The organism is Brevundimonas sp. EU05-FHT14B07, from assembly GCF_058790795.1.
In genome coordinates this window covers 706,203-722,131 of record NZ_JBYTCZ010000001.1, presented here as the reverse complement: position 1 = coordinate 722,131, position 15,929 = coordinate 706,203, and the positions used below count along the sequence as shown (strand labels likewise).

Annotated in this window: 15 protein-coding genes; 9 read left to right on the top strand and 6 right to left on the bottom strand. The window is 66.6% G+C overall.

Annotated features, from left to right (window positions below; all coding sequences use genetic code 11):
- Positions 1–100: 100 nt before the first annotated feature.
- On the bottom strand, positions 101–1,498 hold the full coding sequence (locus tag AC3WRC_RS03565; RefSeq protein ID WP_492302924.1) for an ATP-binding protein: 1,398 nt from the start codon (positions 1,496–1,498) through the stop codon (positions 101–103).
- Positions 1,499–1,642: 144 nt separating this feature from the next.
- On the opposite strand from AC3WRC_RS03565, the gene AC3WRC_RS03560 reads away from it, so the two are divergent.
- The 8 genes from AC3WRC_RS03560 to ychF all read left to right on the top strand — a co-directional run bounded on the left by AC3WRC_RS03560 (position 1,643) and on the right by ychF (position 11,003).
- Positions 1,643–3,931 carry an ATP-binding protein gene (locus AC3WRC_RS03560; protein ID WP_492302923.1) on the top strand — a complete coding sequence of 763 codons (2,289 nt, stop codon included), beginning with the start codon at positions 1,643–1,645 and terminating at the stop codon, positions 3,929–3,931.
- Between the two features lie 134 nt (positions 3,932–4,065).
- On the top strand, positions 4,066–4,698 hold the full coding sequence (locus AC3WRC_RS03555; protein WP_045810293.1) for a 50S ribosomal protein L25/general stress protein Ctc: 633 nt from the start codon (positions 4,066–4,068) through the stop codon (positions 4,696–4,698).
- An 86-nt stretch (positions 4,699–4,784) separates the two neighbouring features.
- Positions 4,785–5,393 (top strand): aminoacyl-tRNA hydrolase, encoded by a 609-nt coding sequence (gene pth, locus AC3WRC_RS03550; protein WP_055755013.1) that lies wholly within the window; start codon positions 4,785–4,787, stop codon positions 5,391–5,393.
- Between the two features lie 49 nt (positions 5,394–5,442).
- Positions 5,443–5,829 (top strand): hypothetical protein, encoded by a 387-nt coding sequence (locus AC3WRC_RS03545; protein WP_492302922.1) that lies wholly within the window; start codon positions 5,443–5,445, stop codon positions 5,827–5,829.
- A 67-nt stretch (positions 5,830–5,896) separates the two neighbouring features.
- A complete protein-coding gene (locus AC3WRC_RS03540; RefSeq protein ID WP_492302921.1) occupies positions 5,897–7,978 on the top strand; it encodes a TonB-dependent receptor family protein in 2,082 nt (693 codons plus the stop codon).
- On the top strand, positions 7,978–9,333 hold the full coding sequence (locus tag AC3WRC_RS03535) for a PepSY-associated TM helix domain-containing protein (protein WP_492302920.1): 1,356 nt from the start codon (positions 7,978–7,980) through the stop codon (positions 9,331–9,333). The genes AC3WRC_RS03540 and AC3WRC_RS03535 overlap by 1 nt, the downstream gene beginning before the upstream one ends.
- Before the next feature lie 13 nt (positions 9,334–9,346).
- A complete protein-coding gene (locus tag AC3WRC_RS03530; RefSeq protein ID WP_492302919.1) occupies positions 9,347–9,838 on the top strand; it encodes a copper chaperone PCu(A)C in 492 nt (163 codons plus the stop codon).
- 70 nt (positions 9,839–9,908) lie between these two features.
- Positions 9,909–11,003 (top strand): redox-regulated ATPase YchF, encoded by a 1,095-nt coding sequence (ychF, locus tag AC3WRC_RS03525; protein ID WP_066623261.1) that lies wholly within the window; start codon positions 9,909–9,911, stop codon positions 11,001–11,003.
- Here ychF and AC3WRC_RS03520 read toward each other — a convergent pair.
- From AC3WRC_RS03520 to AC3WRC_RS03510, 3 genes are all read right to left on the bottom strand, one after another.
- Entirely contained in the window at positions 10,996–11,529 is a 534-nt protein-coding gene (locus AC3WRC_RS03520; RefSeq protein WP_492302918.1) for a hypothetical protein, read from the bottom strand. The two genes, ychF and AC3WRC_RS03520, sit on opposite strands and share 8 nt — an antisense overlap.
- Positions 11,530–11,597: 68 nt before the next feature.
- Positions 11,598–13,031, bottom strand: coding sequence for a hypothetical protein (locus AC3WRC_RS03515; protein WP_492302917.1), 1,434 nt, complete (start codon positions 13,029–13,031; stop codon positions 11,598–11,600).
- Positions 13,032–13,103: 72 nt separating this feature from the next.
- A complete protein-coding gene (locus tag AC3WRC_RS03510; RefSeq protein WP_492302916.1) occupies positions 13,104–14,093 on the bottom strand; it encodes a helix-turn-helix transcriptional regulator in 990 nt (329 codons plus the stop codon).
- 91 nt (positions 14,094–14,184) lie between these two features.
- On the opposite strand from AC3WRC_RS03510, the gene AC3WRC_RS03505 reads away from it, so the two are divergent.
- Positions 14,185–14,409 (top strand): hypothetical protein, encoded by a 225-nt coding sequence (locus AC3WRC_RS03505; protein ID WP_055755021.1) that lies wholly within the window; start codon positions 14,185–14,187, stop codon positions 14,407–14,409.
- A gap of 2 nt (positions 14,410–14,411) precedes the next feature.
- Here the strand turns inward: AC3WRC_RS03505 and AC3WRC_RS03500 are convergent, their stop codons facing one another.
- Positions 14,412–15,518 carry an acyltransferase family protein gene (locus AC3WRC_RS03500; RefSeq protein ID WP_492302915.1) on the bottom strand — a complete coding sequence of 369 codons (1,107 nt, stop codon included), beginning with the start codon at positions 15,516–15,518 and terminating at the stop codon, positions 14,412–14,414.
- Positions 15,519–15,569: 51 nt separating this feature from the next.
- Entirely contained in the window at positions 15,570–15,866 is a 297-nt protein-coding gene (locus AC3WRC_RS03495; protein ID WP_492302914.1) for a hypothetical protein, read from the bottom strand.
- Between the last annotated feature and the right edge of the window lie 63 nt (positions 15,867–15,929).

Below are 15,929 nucleotides of genomic sequence, written 5' to 3'. Positions count from 1 at the left end.
TGAACATCGGGACCAACGCGGCGCGACTACTGCCTGCGAATGGTCAGCGGATTACGACGGGTCGATGACAGTTGGGTGACAGCGACCGTCCGTCGCGCCCTCAGCGTCGCTCGATCGGTTGAGGAAACCAGGCGGTGAAGGCCGCGCCCATACCCGGCGCGCTTTCGACCACCAGACCGCCCTGGTGACGATTGATGATGTGTTTGACGATGGCCAGGCCCAGCCCCGTCCCCTGCCGCTCGCCGCTCTTTTGACCCTCGACCCGATAGAAGCGCTCGGTCAGGCGGGGCAGGTGTTCGCGCGCCATGCCGGGCCCATGATCGCGCACCGTGACGGCGGCATAGGAGACGCCCGCCGTGCGGTCCGGCGTGACCAGCGGCAGTCGTGTGGCGCCAGGCATGCGCGAGGCCCAGGCCTCGTCGAACGACAGGTCCGAACGCACCGAGATTTCGACCGTGCCATTGCGTGACGAATATTTGACGGCGTTGTCGAGCAGGTTCTGAACCACTTGCAGAATCTCGTCGCGATCGCCGCTGATCGACGCCCTCGCCTCCCCTTGATCTAGGGCGATGGCGATCTCCTTTTCGCGCGTCAGAACGCTGATGGCGTCGACCACGTCAGATGCGGCGCGGTCCAGATCGACACGGCCGGACGGCGGAATATGCTCGTTCAGTTCGATACGGCTTAGCGACAGCAGATCCGCGACCAGCCGCCCCATCCGGTCCGCCTGGGCCGACATGATGTCCAGGAAGCGGTCCCGCGCGACCACGTCCTCACGGGCGTGGCCTTTCAAAGTCTCGATGAAACCGCTTAGCGAGGCCAAGGGCGTGCGCAGTTCGTGGCTGGCGTTGGCCAGGAAGTCCACGCGCATCATCTCGATGCGGCGCGAGTCCGTTTCGTCGCGCAGGATCAGCAGGGCCAGTTCCGACCCGGCCTTGCCTGACGCATCGAGTGAGAGCGGACGGGTCCAGGCGCGCCAGCGTCGGTCGCGCTGACCGCCCGTCGCATAATCCGTTGTGCGCGCCGTCCCGCCGAACAGGGCCTCGTCCACCGCCTCTAGCACGCCCGGTTCGCGGATCACCTGAACCAGCAAGGCGCCCTGACGCTGGATGCGAAGAAGTTCGCGTGCGGCCGCGTTCGCCATGACGATGCGTCGCCCGGCGATGTCGTCCGGCTCGCCGCCGCTGACCACCAGCACCGGATCATCCAGCGCCTCGAATACCCGGTCGAGAAGATCGCCTGTCACCATGTCTATGGCGGGCTCGGTCGCAGCGCCTTGACTGGTCGCCGGCTCAGCCCTGCTCGCCTCGCTCATGTTCAACAGCCAGGCCGAGGCCGCCACGATCACCGCCCCGCCGACCAGCCAGTTCGCGAGTTCGGGATGCAGGATCGCCAGCACGAGCAGGGTCACGATGGCGATGCCAATGCTGGCGCCGACCGTCCACAGCCGCGAGGTGGATACCGGAGCGACAGGCGATGGCGAGACTTCGTAAGGCATGGGTCCGGGCGACCTCGAACTGAAGAACGATTCCGATCCTTGCACGGATTCTGTGACGGCGTGCCGACAGCCTGAGGCGCCCATAAGCTTCGCCGCACGGTTTCTTTAGGATTGTCGCCTATCGTACATCCAAGGGGAGGCCTCGTGGACCGCATCATCCATTGCATTGCGCACGATCACGACTGGCGGATTACGGTATTCGCTGCGCTGATCTGCATGGCCGGTCTGGGCGTCTCCACCCACGTCATGCAGCAGATGGGCCGACGCGACCCCAATCGACGCCGCCGTTCGGTCCTGCTGGCCGTCATGATCGGGGCCCTGTCGATCTGGGCGACCCATTTCGTGGCCATGCAGGGGTTCGTCGCCGGCGTGCCGGTGCGTTACAATCCCTTCCTGACGGTCGCCTCCCTGGGGATCGCGCTGGCCATGATCGGCCTGACGATCGGCTCGACGCTGATGGGCAAGGGCCGCATGTGGCGCGTGCTGGCCGCCGTGATCGCCGTCGCCGGCGTCGGAGCCATGCATTACCTCGGTATGGCCGCCATCAAGGCGCCGGCGCACATTAGCTGGGACCCCGGCCTTGTCGCCCTGTCCATCATCGCGGCTCTGGCGATCGGCGGCGCGACGGCCTTCTTCTATCGTCGAGGCGGCCTGCTGCGGCTGCTGGTGACGACGACGGGACTTTCCGCGACCGTCATCGTTCTTCACTTCATCGGCATGGCGGCCATCACGGTGACGCCGGACCCGACCGTCGCCGCCGACCAGGGGCTGTCCAGCGAGGCGATGAGACTGCTGCTGGCCGCCATTCTGCTGATGATCTGCACGGCCGCCGCCGTCCTGGGCATGATGGCCTATATTTCGCGCGCCACCGCGCTGCGCCGTATCCGCGAGGCGGTGGACGCCATGCCTGACGGCCTGGGCTTCTATGATTCCAAGGATCGGCTGGTGCTTTGGAATGCACGCTATGCCGAGGTGAACCCCGAGCTTGAGCCGCATCTGGTTGTCGGCCTGACCTTCCGAGAGGCCCTGCGCATCGGTATCGACGAAGGCCGCTATCAGGAGGCGGCCGGCCGTGAGGAGGAATGGCTGAACGAGCGCATGCAGGCGCGTCGTCAGCTATCATCGAACAGCGAGCAACAGGTCGCCGGCGGGCGTTGGCTGCGTATTCAGGATCGCCGCACATCCGAGGGCGGAACCGTCACGGTCTGCAACGACATCACCGATCTGAAGCGCGACGCCGAGGCCCTGTCCGAAGCGCGTGACGCGGCCGAGGCCGCCAATGTCGCCAAGAGCCAGTTTCTGGCCAACATGAGCCATGAGATCCGCACGCCGTTGAATGGTGTGATCGGCCTGTCCCAGGCCCTGGCCAAGACCGATCTGACGGCTGAACAGCGTGAGATGCTGGATCTGATGCAGGCGTCGGGAAAGACGCTGCAGACCCTGCTGAGCGACATCCTGGATCTGGCTCGCGTCGAATCGGGCAAGCTGGAGCTGACCGAAGACGCCTTCGAACTGGCGACGGTCGTGCGCGAGGCGGCTCAGCTCTATGCCGAGAACGCGCGCGAGAAGCATCTCGACTTCCATGTGGATATCGATCTGGAAGACGACGTCTGGATCTTGGGCGATGCGGTGCGCCTGAAACAGGTGCTGACCAATCTGATCTCGAACGCCGTCAAGTTCACCAGCAAGGGCTTTGTCGGCCTGATCGTGCAGCGCGGAGCGGATCGCCAGGGCTCGCCCGTGCTGCGTTTCACCGTCGAGGACAGCGGCATCGGCTTCGACGCCGCGACGCGGGCGCGCCTGTTCAGCCGGTTCGAACAGGCCGACGGCGGCATCACGCGCAAGTTCGGCGGCTCGGGTCTTGGCCTGTCCATCTGTCGTCAGCTGGCCGAGATGATGGGCGGCGACCTGGGCTGCGAGAGCGAACCCGGCGGCGGCGCGGCCTTTATCCTGACGTTGCCGCTGAGACAGACCCAGGCCCCGTCGCGCAAAGAACCGGCGCCGGCCCAACCCGCCGTCGTGGAGCAGGCGCGGACGATCCGCGTGCTGGTCGCCGACGATCATCCGACCAACCGCCGCGTCATCGAACTGATTCTGGCGCAGACGCCGACGCAGATCGTGATCGCCGAGAACGGCGCCCAGGCGCTGGAAAGTTTCCGGGCCGACACCTTCGACCTGGTGCTGATGGACATGCAGATGCCCATCATGGACGGGCTGACGGCGACTCAGGAGATTCGCCTGCACGAGGCGACGATGGGTCTGGATCGCACGCCGATCGTCATGCTGACCGCCAACGCCATGCCAGAGCACGTCGCCGCCGGACGCGCGGCCGGGGCGGACCACCACCTGGCCAAGCCGTTCAATGCCGCAGAACTGCTGGGCATCGTCGCAGCGCCGACCTCGCTCCTGAAGGATCGCGCGCGGGCAGCGTGAAGCGGAACCTTTGACGGTTGCGCCTTGGACCTGATGCGTGTAATAGCCCGCGCTCTTGAATTCGAGGGTTCATCACCCCCGCCGCGAGAGCCCCGGGTTGGCGCGGCGTTTCCGTTGTTGTTGAGGCGAGCCACATGGCCGAGATCATTCTGAACGTGGACGTCCGCGATGGCGTCGGCACCGGCGGCGCTCGCGCTGCGCGTCGCGCCGGTTTCGTGCCGGGCGTCCTTTACGGCGGCGAGCAAGCCCCCGTCGCCATTTCGGTGAACGAGAAGGACTTCCGCAAGTCGCTCTACACCGGCAAGCTGCTGGGCCATTTGGTGACCCTGAAGTACGGCGACGAGACCCAGCCGGTCATCGCCAAGGACGTGCAGTTCGACCCCGTTTCGGACCGCCCCCTGCACTTCGACCTGATGCGCGTCGACGAGAAGGCTCCGGTCAAGATCGAAGTGCCGGTTCACTTCCTGAACGCCGATGAAGCGCCCTACTCGCGTCAGGGCGGCTCGCTGGAGATCGTCCGTCACGCCGTCGAGATCCTGGTCCGCGCCGACCAGATCCCGGAAGAGCTGGTTGTCGATCTGGCCAAGGCCGAAATCGGCGACACCATCCGCATCTCGGACATCAAGCTGCCCAAGGGCGCGGAAGCCACCATCACCGACCGCGACTTCGTGATCGCCACGGTCAAGATCTCGTCGGCCGCCCTGTCAGAAGCTGCTGACGAAGCCGCTGACGCCGAGGCCGCCCCGGCCGAGAAGACCGAAGACTGATCCTTCGTCGCTTCGACAAGATCAGGCCCCGCCCGGTTCGCCGCGCGGGGCTTTTCTTTGCCTGACGCAAACGGCAAGAGGACGCCATGATCATCATCGCGGGGCTCGGCAATCCGGGCGGGAAATACGAAAAGAACCGGCACAACATCGGCTTCATGGCCGCCGACGAGATCGCGCGCCGGTGGCAGTTCGGTCCCGAGCGCGCAAAGTTCCAGTCGATCGTCAGCGAGGGTCTGGTCGACGGGACCAAGGTCCTTCTGATGAAGCCCCAGACCTATATGAATGAAAGCGGTCGGGCGGTCGGCGAGGCGGCGCGATTCTACAAGATCAAGCCGAGCGAAATCATCGTCTTCCACGACGAGATCGACCTGGCCCCCGGGCGGTTCCGCATGAAGACCGGCGGCGGCGCGGCCGGCCAGAACGGCATCCGCTCCCTGATCAGTCATCTGGGCGCCGACTTCCGACGTGCGCGCATGGGCATCGGCCATCCCGGCGAAAAGGAACTGGTCATGCCCCATGTTCTGGGCGACTTCCACAAGGCGGAACAGCCTTGGCTGGACGCCATGCTTCAGGCCTGCGCCGACGCCCTGCCGTTCGCGATCGCCGGCGACGACGAACGCTATCAGGGCGAGGTCATGCGCCTAGCCCCCGCGCCCAAGTTCAGCCCCCGCCAGGCCGCGCGCGGCGAGCTTTAGGACAAACCGCCGCCTATCGCGCCGTCGCAAAACGCCGTAGAGGCCAGACGTGACCCGCGCCCAGGCCGACAATTGGTCGATCTCGCAATCGCTCGCCTTCCTGGCGGCGGTGTTCGCGCTCGTGCTCGGAACCCTGCTGCCGTTCGCGGCTCTCGCGGCGGTCCAGCCGGGTCATCCGCTGGTCATCTGTTCGGCGGAAGGCCCCCAGACGATCCAGTCCGGCGGCATGGACGGCCCGGTCAACAAGCACGTCGGGGCCAAATGCGCCGCCTGCGTCATGCCGTTGGCCGCCGCCCTGCCCTGCCCGCCTGCGCCCGAGCCGGCGCCGGTGGTCCGCACCGTCGAGCGCGTCGTCTATGTCTCTGCAAGCGTCAGCCCGCCGCCGCCCGCGCGCGCGCCGCCGCGTCCGCCGTCCACCGCCCCACCCCAAGCCTGAACCAGACCCAAGCCCGCGCCGTCCTCAACGCCTGCGCGCCGTCTCGTTCTGATTTCAGGTTCATTCCATGTCCTTCAAGACTACCGCAGCGCCCTGCGCGCTGCTGCTCGCCGCCCTCTCCAACGCCGGTTGGACGAGCCCCGTCCTGGCCCAGCAGACGCCCGAACCGGCTTTGCTGGACAGCGTCATCGTCACCGGCCGCCGCAACGCCGAGGATCCGCCCATCGTCGCAGACGCGCGACAGCGGCTGTCACGCACGCCGGGCGCCGTTGCTGTCATTTCAGCCGAATCCTATGCCGACCGGTATGCGACCAATCTCGCCGACGTGCTGCGCGATGCGCCTGGCGTCTATGCCCAAAAGAAGTGGGGCGGCGACATTCGCCTGTCGATTCGCGGATCGGGCATAGGCAATGCCGTCCACAACCGAGGCGTTCTGCTGGCTCAGGACGGCGTGCCGTTCAACGAGGCCGATGGGTTCGGTGACTTCCAGCTGATCGACCCGCTGATCGCCCGCTACACCGAAGTCTACAAGGGCGGGAATGCGCTGCGGTTTGGTGGAGCCCTGCTGGGCGGAGCGGTCAATCTGGTCACGCCGACGGGACACACAGCTTCGTCTAACCTGAATCTGCGCCTGGACGGCGGCTCCTATGGAGCCCTGCGCGCCCATGCCGAGGTTGCGGGCGTTCGCGGCGACTGGGACGGTTTCGCCGCCGTAACGGGCCAGAGCGTCGATGGTTGGCGCCAACAGAGCGAAGGCAAGGCGCTGAACCTGTCGGGCAACATCGGGCGCAGCTTTGGGCAGGATCGCGAAGCTCGCCTGTTGGCCTCGTGGGGCGACATCCATCAGGAGATTCCGGGCAGCGTCAGTCTGTCCGACGCCCTGACAAATCCCGAGGCGGCCAATCCCGCCAATATCGCCCTCAACTATCAGCGCAATATGCGCTCGCTTCGCACCACTTTGCAGACCCGCTGGAGACTGGACGACGCGACGGTGTTCGAGGGCGCCCTCTATGGGACTTGGAAAGACCTGGACCATCCCATCTTCCAGGTCATCGACCAACAGAGCCGCAACTACGGCGCCTTCGGCCGGTTCGATTGGCAGGGCCGGATCGGCGGGCTGCGCGCCGACGCCTTCTATGGCGCTTGGTATCGACAGGGTGATCTGGACGCCAAACAGTGGGTCAATGTCGGCGGACAGCAGAACGGTTTACGCGCCCGCAGCTTCCAGAACGGCAAGGGGCTGGATGTCTTCGGCGAAGGGCGACTGTTCGTGACCGACCGTCTGGCGCTGGTGGCCGGTGGAACCTGGGGGCGCGCCGAGCGGGATTATCAAAGCTATGTCGTCCCCGGCGTCGTCGGCACGATCGATCTGACCACCGACAAGATCTTCGACTGGTTCGCGCCTCGCGCCGGCCTGTTGTGGGAGAGCGAGGACGGCGCCCAGGTCTTCGCCAACTTCACCCGCTCGATCGAGCCGCCCAACTTCTCGGCCCTGTCGCCGACCGCCGGCGGCTATCAGCCCCTTGTTCCGCAAGAGGCCGTGACCTGGGAAGTCGGCACCCGGGGTCGGCAGGGACCGCTGACGTGGGACGTGACCGCCTATCGCGCCGATCTAAAGCACGAACTGCTGAACTTTGCGGTAAACGCCGCCCTAGGCATACCGGCTGCAACCTTCAATGCCGGCCCGACCATCCACCAGGGGATCGAGGCAGGGCTGGATTGGCGGATCGCGCCGCAATGGCGGCTGCGCCAGACCTACGCCTTCTCCGACTTCTATTTTGACGGGGACAAGGTCTATGGCGAAAGCCATCTGCCGGTCGTGCCGCCTCATTTGTACCGCGCAGAGCTTCGCTACGACGATCCGGCCGGCTGGTTCATCGCGCCCAGCGTGGAATGGTCGATCAAGGATGCCTGGGTCGATTACGCCAACACTCTGAAGTCGCCGTCCTACGCCGTCGCGAACCTGAACATGGGCTGGACCGTCAATCGCCGACTGACGGTGTTCGCCGATGTACGCAACCTGTTCGACGAAGCCTATGTGTCGAACTTCGGCGCGGTCACGGACGCCCGGGTGGCTACCGTGTCCAAGGCCGTCTTTTTCCCCGGCGACCGCCGTTCGGCCTATGTCGGCGTCAGGATGAGCTACTGATGGCGCGCAATCTCGACAAGACGACGCCGGACGACCTGTCCGACGCCTATCGCGCGGTCTGGCGCTGGCATTTCTATGCCGGCGTGTTCGTCATGCCGGTGCTGATGCTGCTGGCCCTGACGGGGGGTCTTTATCTGTTCAAGGACGAGATCGACGGTTTTCTTTATCGCGACATGATCCGCGTGCCGGCGGTTCAGGCCGAAGCGGCGCCGGATGCCTGGGTGGCTTCGGCCGCACAGGCCGCAGGCGGGGGGCGCGTCGCCAATCTGGTCATGCCTGCGCGCGGCGATCAGGCGATCCGGCTGCGGGTCGATCGACCCGACGGCGTGCAGAAGACGGTCTTCGTCGATCCGCACACCGGCCGGGCCACCGGCGTCATTCCGGCCGGCGGGTTCATGGAGCTGGTCAAGAAGACACACAGCCTGACCCTGCTGGGGCGGCCGTTCAACATCCTGGTCGAAATCGTCGCCGGCTGGACGATCATCCTGTTCGCCACGGGGCTTTATCTGTGGTGGCCGCGCGGGCGGGGCGTGGCGACCTTTGCGCCGCAGACGACAGACAGCCGCCGACGACCGTTCTGGCGCGACCTGCATGCGCTGACGGGCTTCTATGTCGGCGGAGTGGTGCTGTTTCTGGCCGTGACCGGCATGCCGTGGTCCGCGGTCTGGGGCGACAAGGTCATGGGGGCGGTCAAGGAGACGGGGCTCGGTCGGCCGCCAGCACCCGTCGCCGGCGCCTGGCAGAGGGCGCAGCACCACGATGCGCCGGTCGGGGCCGGCTGGACCATGGAGGGCATGGTGATGACCCACGACCATGCCGGCCATGGCGGCCTGGCGCAGGTTCTGCGGGTCGCGGATCAGGCCGGTCTGGCGCGCCCCTATACGGTGAACATCCCCAAGGCCGATGACACCGCCTATACGCTGACGACCCAGGCGACGCGGGTTCAGGACAGCCGGTCGCTCTATGTCGATGCGGCCTCCGGACGGCTGCTGGGCGACATCGGCTATGACCAGTTCGGCGCCGGCGCCAAGGCCATCGAGTTCGGCATCTATACGCACCAGGGCACGCAGTTCGGACAGGCGAACCGCATCGTCATGCTGCTGGGCTGCATCGGCGTTTGGCTATTGGCGATCAGCGGCCTGGTCATGTGGTGGAAGCGCCGCCCGCCCAATCTGTCGCGCCGACGCCTGGGCGCGCCGCCTGCCCCGCCAGGACCGCGAGCGCGCGCCGCCGTCCTCGGCATCGTCCTGCCCCTCGCCATCCTCTATCCCCTGACGGGACTGAGCCTGATCGCGGCCGTATTGCTCGACCGAGCCCTGCGTCCGATGATCCGGCGCTGTTCCGCCGCCTCGTGAAAGACCTGACGCCATGAAGATCAAACTCGCCCTCGCCGCCGCCGCCCTGTCGCTGGCGGCCTGCAATCCGTCTGAGCCGGCCAAGGCGCCGACGGCTAAGACGCCGACGGCGACCGCCACCGTGACCGCGACCGACGCCTGGTGCCGCCCGTCGCCGAACGGGGCCAAGGCCGGCGGCTGCTACGTCACCCTGACCGCTGCGACCGACGACCGACTGACGGGCGGATCGACGCCGCGCGCCGCATCGCTTCAGGTGCACGAGATGAAGACCGAGAACGGCATGATGAAGATGGCCGAGCTGACGGCGGGCCTGCCCCTGCCCGCTGGTCAGGCCGTGGCCCTGGCGCCGGGCGGCAACCACCTGATGCTGATCGGCCTGACCGCGCCTCTGGTCGCCGGCGAGACCGTGCCGCTGACGTTCCAGTTCGCCTCGGCGCCGGCGATCACGGTTCAGGCGCAGGTTCGCCAACCGGCCATGGACGGCATGGATCACGCCGCCCACTGACCTCAGTTGAAGCGCGAGCCTGACAAACGGCTCTGAACCCGCTAAAGGCTCGCGCCTCACGAGGAATACCATGGCTCTTAAAGTCGCGATCGTCGGCCTGCCCAACGTCGGCAAGTCCACCCTGTTCAACGCCCTGACCAAGACGGCGGCGGCCCAAGCGGCCAACTATCCGTTCTGCACCATCGAGCCGAACACCGGCGACGTGGCGGTGCCCGAGGCGCGTCTGAACGCCTTGGCCGAGATCGCCGGATCGAAAGAGATCATCCCAGCCCGCATCACCTTCGTCGACGTCGCCGGCCTGGTGCGCGGCGCGTCCAAGGGCGAAGGCCTGGGCAATCAGTTCCTTGCCAACATCCGCGACTGCGACGCCGTGGCCTTCGTCGCGCGCTGCTTCGTCGATGACGACATCACTCACGTCGAGGACCGCATCGATCCGATCGCCGATCTGGAGATCATCGAGACCGAACTGATGCTGGCCGACATGGAAAGCCTGGAGCGCCGCCGGCCGCAGCTGGAGAAGCGCGCCAAGGGCGGCGACAAGGAATCCGTCCTGACGCTGAAGCTGGTCGATCTGGCCCTGGCCCAGCTGAACGCCGGCAAGCCCGCGCGCACCGCCGAGGTGTCCAAGGAGGACATCAAGGCCTGGCACATGCTGCAACTGCTGACGGCGCTCCCAGCTCTTTATGTCTCGAACGTCGAGGAGGGCTCGGCCGACAAGGGCAACGACCTGTCGGACAAGGTCGCGGCCCGGGCCGCCCAGGACAACGCCAACTCGGTCGTCATCTCCGCCCAGATCGAATCCGAGATCGCCGTGCTGGACGACGAGGAACAGAAGGAGTTCCTGGAGACCCTAGGTCTCGAAGAGCCCGGCCTGAACCGTCTGATCCGCGAGGCCTATAAGCTGCTGGGCCTGCAGACCTATTTCACGGTCGGGCCAAAGGAAGCCCGCGCCTGGACCATCAATGTCGGCGACACCGCGCCCCAGGCGGCCGGCGTGATCCACACCGACTTCGAAAAGGGCTTCATCCGCGCCGAGACCATCGCCTTCGACGACTTCGTGGCCCTGCGTGGGGAAGCCAAGGCGCGCGAGGCCGGCAAGCTGCGCGCCGAAGGCAAGTCCTATGTCGTCAAGGACGGCGACGTGATGAACTTCCTGTTCAACTAGGCGGCGCGGCAGGCGGGGTTTCGGCCCCGTCCTTCTTCATCATCTTTTCCAGCGGATTGGCGGGATCGGGCGCGCGCGGCGAACCGGGGCAGCGCGCCAGTTTCACCGTCTTCATGTCCTGATCGACATAGGTCAGGTTCATCACGTCGCCGCTCGTGCCCATGTGCACCCGCTCGGTCTGAGGCCGGCCCGCACATCGCAGCACTGCGACATAGCCGGAACCCGTCTCGTCGATGCTGGCGATGTCGCAGTTGCGGCCGTAGGCGTCGAAGCGCAGGGGCGTCAGGGTGATCGGGCTGCGTTCGCCCTGGGGCCGGGCGCACCATTGCGGGTTCGCCGCCCAGACGCCCACGAAGCTGCGCGGCCCACGTCCAGCCAGAGACGACGGTCCAGGCGGTTCGACCGGCTGCATGGCCTCGGGCGTTCGCAGCGGCGCCGCCGGTTCGTTCGGCGGATTGACATCGTGATCGCCGCAGGCGGCCAGAAGGGCGATCGCACCCGCCATCGGGATCAAGGCTGTTTTCATCCCGCCACAACGCCACGGCCAAGGTTCGGGTTCAATCCGACTAACCGCGCCAGCGGCTGAGATCGGATTCAGCTCAAGACCACGCGGCCGTCGATCATGCGGAAGGCCACGCCGGTGCGCTGGAACAGGCGGGCGATGACGGCGGACGGATCGGGCGCGCCCTGGTCCAGCAGCCGCTCGACATCGCCGCGCAACGACGGGTCGCGCGATGTCCGGGTCAGGGCCGTCAGCCATTCCTCGCGGCTGAGCACGCCGTCCGGCTGGCGCAGCAGAGGTCTGAGGAAGTCGAACCAATCGCCGCTGGTCCGCTGACGTTGCGCGCCTTCCGCCGCCAGGGCGAAGACAGCTCCGCAGGCGTAGTAGGCGCGGTGTTCGCCCCGGGCGCCGGCTTGGGCGACCGGCTGGCGGGCCAGGTTGACGCAGTCGTCCACCTCGGACTGAAGCTCGGCCCGGTCGTCATAGTTTGCGTCGAGGGCCTTCAGGGCGCGCACGGCCATCAGGTCGGCCCCGCCCTCGGTGATCCAGGCCTCGTCGGCGAAGGCGTATCGCACCGTCTGCCCCAACCAGAAATGCGCCCCTTCGTGGCCGATGAACCAGCGCGAACGCTCCACGATTTCCGGCTGGGGCGAGGTCACGCCCCTGCCCTCGAACGACATGACGATCAGGCCGGGCAGGACGCTGCCGCCCATGCTGGTCATGCTTTCCGTCGGCCCGTTCCAGGCCACCATGACGATGGGCGTATCGCCGCCAGAGCCCGGCGCGCCGAGGCGGTCGCGGTAGTAGTGACCGACACGCGGCGCAAAGCCCCGGATCTCCTCGCCGATCCACGGCGGCAGATTGGGGTCCATGACGGTCGACAGGCCATCCCCCGGCGTCACCGTCGCCTCGCCCAGCAGGACATAGCTACGCTCGTCCGTCGTGGTCAGTTCGTCGCGGCGGCGCCCGTTGAACAGGACGGGTCCGTTCTCATCGCGCCACGTCACGCGCGAGGGACCGCCATCCAGCCGGATCCGGTTCAGGTCGTCCGGCACCTGTTCGGCCGCCTGTGCCGACGGCAGGGCGAAGACGTCCAGTTGCCGGGTCGGCAGCGCCACCGCGCCATTGGAGAACAGCAGGGTCGGATACTCGGCCTCAAGATCCACCGCCTGCGGTCGAACGCGGAAGCGGACTTCGCACGGCACGGGACCGCCGTCGGTGCTGCGGATGATGTCGTAATGGCCGCGTCGCTCCATGACGACGCCGGCCGTCTCGACCGTCCATTGGCGCGGCCGCCAGGGCTGGCGCGAATCCTGTTCCAGCGCCGAATCCTGGAAGGCCCAGACCGGCACGTCGCGCCCGAAGCGATAGTCGATGTTGAGGTGATCGCCGTCGCGGGTCACCGTCACCTGGGGTCCGCCTTCCTCCTGAAGGGTCGCCGGCGCCGACATGGGCCCTGCGGCGCAGGCGCCGCTCATAAGGGCGAGGGCCAAAACGGCGGACGAGGCGAAGGCGTGGACGCGCAAGGGCGATCTCCTGAAGGGCGCTCGGCGCGAAGCCTAGCGGTCGTCAACGCGCCGCGTCAGCTTACGGTTTCGTCAGGCTGAGGCCCGTTCCAAGGCGCGCCCCGCCGCCGCCAGTTCGCCGGCCATCACGGCCTTTAGCCGCTCCGGCGCCAGGATCTGCACCTGCTCGCCCCAGGTGAACAGATGCCAGGCCAGCTCGCGCATGCCCGAGGCGCGGAACCGCACGATCACGCCGCCGTCCGACTGGTCCTCAAACGACTGGGTCGGGTGCCAGCGCCAGCCCCTGGCCTCGGCCGCGCCGTCGGGCGCGATGCGCAGCACGATGTCCTCGATCTCGTCCTGATAGATGCCGAAGGACTGGCTGGCGAAGACGCCGAGGTCGAAATCGGCGGGCGGGACGGCCATCCCCTCCTGCGGGGCGACGTGGCTCATCCGGTCCAGACGGAAGGTCTGGATGCGGCCCGTCTCGCGGTCGGCGGCGACCAGATAGTTGGCCCGGCCGAACATGACGCCGCAGGGCGCCACGCTGCGCCGACGCGGCTCGGCGCCTGGACGGGAATAGGTGAAGCCCAAGGGCTGCTGCGCCAGCACCGCCGCGCGGATAGCGGTCAGCATGGCCTCGTCGGCGGAGGGGCGCGGCCCGGCCTGGACCGCAATGGTCTCGGCCCGGACCAGGGCCTCCAGATCCGGCGCCATCCGATTCAGCGTGGTCGAACGCATCGCCGCCTTCAGCTTGCGCTCCAGCCCCTCCAGCGCCGTGGCGCGCGCCGGTTCGCCGGCAGCGCGCAGAGCGGTCGCCGCCTTGGACAGTTCCAGCATTTCGGTCGCCGTCGGGGCCTGTTCGAAGGCCGACAGACCGCCCCGGATGCGCCAGCGTTTGGACGGCGGGTCCGAGACCTCGTCCACCTGGGGAAACAGCATCAGCACGGCGTCGCGCATCCGTTCGGCGGTGCGGCGGCCGACGCGCATGTCGCGCGCGATCTCGTCCAGGCTCAGCCCTTCGGCGCTGGCGGCCATGCGGCGCGCCAGATCGATCACCATCGCCGCCTTGTCGTGTCTCAATGCTCTCGCCGATCCCTACGTCCGTTTCTGACGCAACACTGCTTCATAACGACATCATCGACAAGAGGCCCTCGCTTCAGGAGATCATCAGATGGCGCGTTTCCAACCCACCCAGACCGTCAACGCCAGCCGCTACATCATCGTGCCGTGCGAGGCCGATGGCTCGTCCGACCTCGCCGTGATCTGGGACCGGCTGGAGGAACAGGTGGTCGACGTCATTTCGGCCGCCGCCAGCAGCCGCTATTCGGACGAGGACATGCTGTGGGATGAAGGCCGCGCCGGCGACATGGCCCCCGAATGGCGGATGGCGGCCTGAGCTCAAGCCGCCTTCGGCTTGGTCCAGCGATCGATCATGCGCTGGGCCGGCTGCTCGACTAGTCGGTGCGCCACGACGGCGACCGCAACGATGAAGCAGAACATGGCGACGGCGAACAGGTCGTTCAGCCAGACAGAGCCAAAGTCGATGCGACGAACCGGTACGAGGTCCAGCTTCCTGGCCACGATCATCATCACGGTCAGGATGAACATGTGGACCATGTAGATGGCGAACGACCATCGTCCCAAGGTGACCAGAGCTGGGTGATCCAGCACGCGTGACAGCGCCCCCTCCTCGCCGGCGAAGACCCAGATCAGCGCCACGAAGATCAGCGTGACCGCCACGGTGATCGGCCCCTGAGCATAGCCGATGAAGACACAGGCCGCGACGATGGCCGCGATCTCCAATAGCGTCGCGGCGCCGCCCTTGAGCCGCGGAATGCGGGTCCAGAGCCCTTGGAGCAGGCAGCCCAGGAAGAAGCCATAGACCGCGCGCGGCACGGCGAAGTCATAGGTCGTGTTCATCCAGCGCCGGGCGTAGCTGAGCACCAGCACGCCGCCGATGATCGCCAGCACCAACCCGATCCAGCGGAACCGTTTGGGCGCAATCAGCACCAGACCCGCGAAGATCAGATAGCAGGCCCATTCGGCGCTGAGCGTCCACGACGGCCCGTTCCAGGTCAGATAGGGATGCACATGCCAGGCCTGGATCAGCGCCAGATTGGTGAAGATCGCCTCGATCGACCGATCCCGCGTGAAAGGCGGCGCGCTGTCGAAATGGAAGACAAGCCGCGCCAGCTCCAACCCGATGAAGGCCGCCAGCATCAGCAGATGCAGCGGCCAGATCCGCCCGAAGCGCCGCACCATGAACCGCCCGGCGTCGCGTCCCGACTTCAGTCGGTTCGCATAGGCATGGGCAATGACGAAGCCCGACAGGACGAAGAAATAGTCGACGAACAGATAGGAATGCTGAATGAAACCCCAGTCGCGCCAATGACTTGCGACCGGCATGTGGAACATCACCACAAGGATGGCGCACACACCCCGCAGGGAGTCCAAAGCCTCAAAACGGCGATGGACGGCAGGAAGAGGTTCGGACAATGTGTTCACGGGCGCGTGATAGCGCCGGTCAAGGTTGCGCGATAGGGGTCTGACGAGACTTCAGTCCGCCCCGGCTTTGAGCGCACGAACAGCGCGACCGCAAAGGTCGCGCAGAACCGCCTGATCGACATCTTCCAAACGCGAAATATAGAGGCAGCCAACGCCGGTTTTCACCTTGCCCAAGCGGGCGATAAGCTCGGCACGTTCAGGGAAATCCCCAGCGACATAAAGCACCAGATTGGCTTTTCGCGGCGAGAAGCTGATCAGCGGCCAGCCGCCCTTGGGGCCGCCGTCATTGCCGAACCCGATGATGGACGATCCCCAGAGCACGGCCGGTTCACCGGTGATCTCCGACATCAGCGCGGCGACGGCATGAGCGTCAGACCGTCGGCGTGGATCGTCGATCGCAGACAAGAAGTC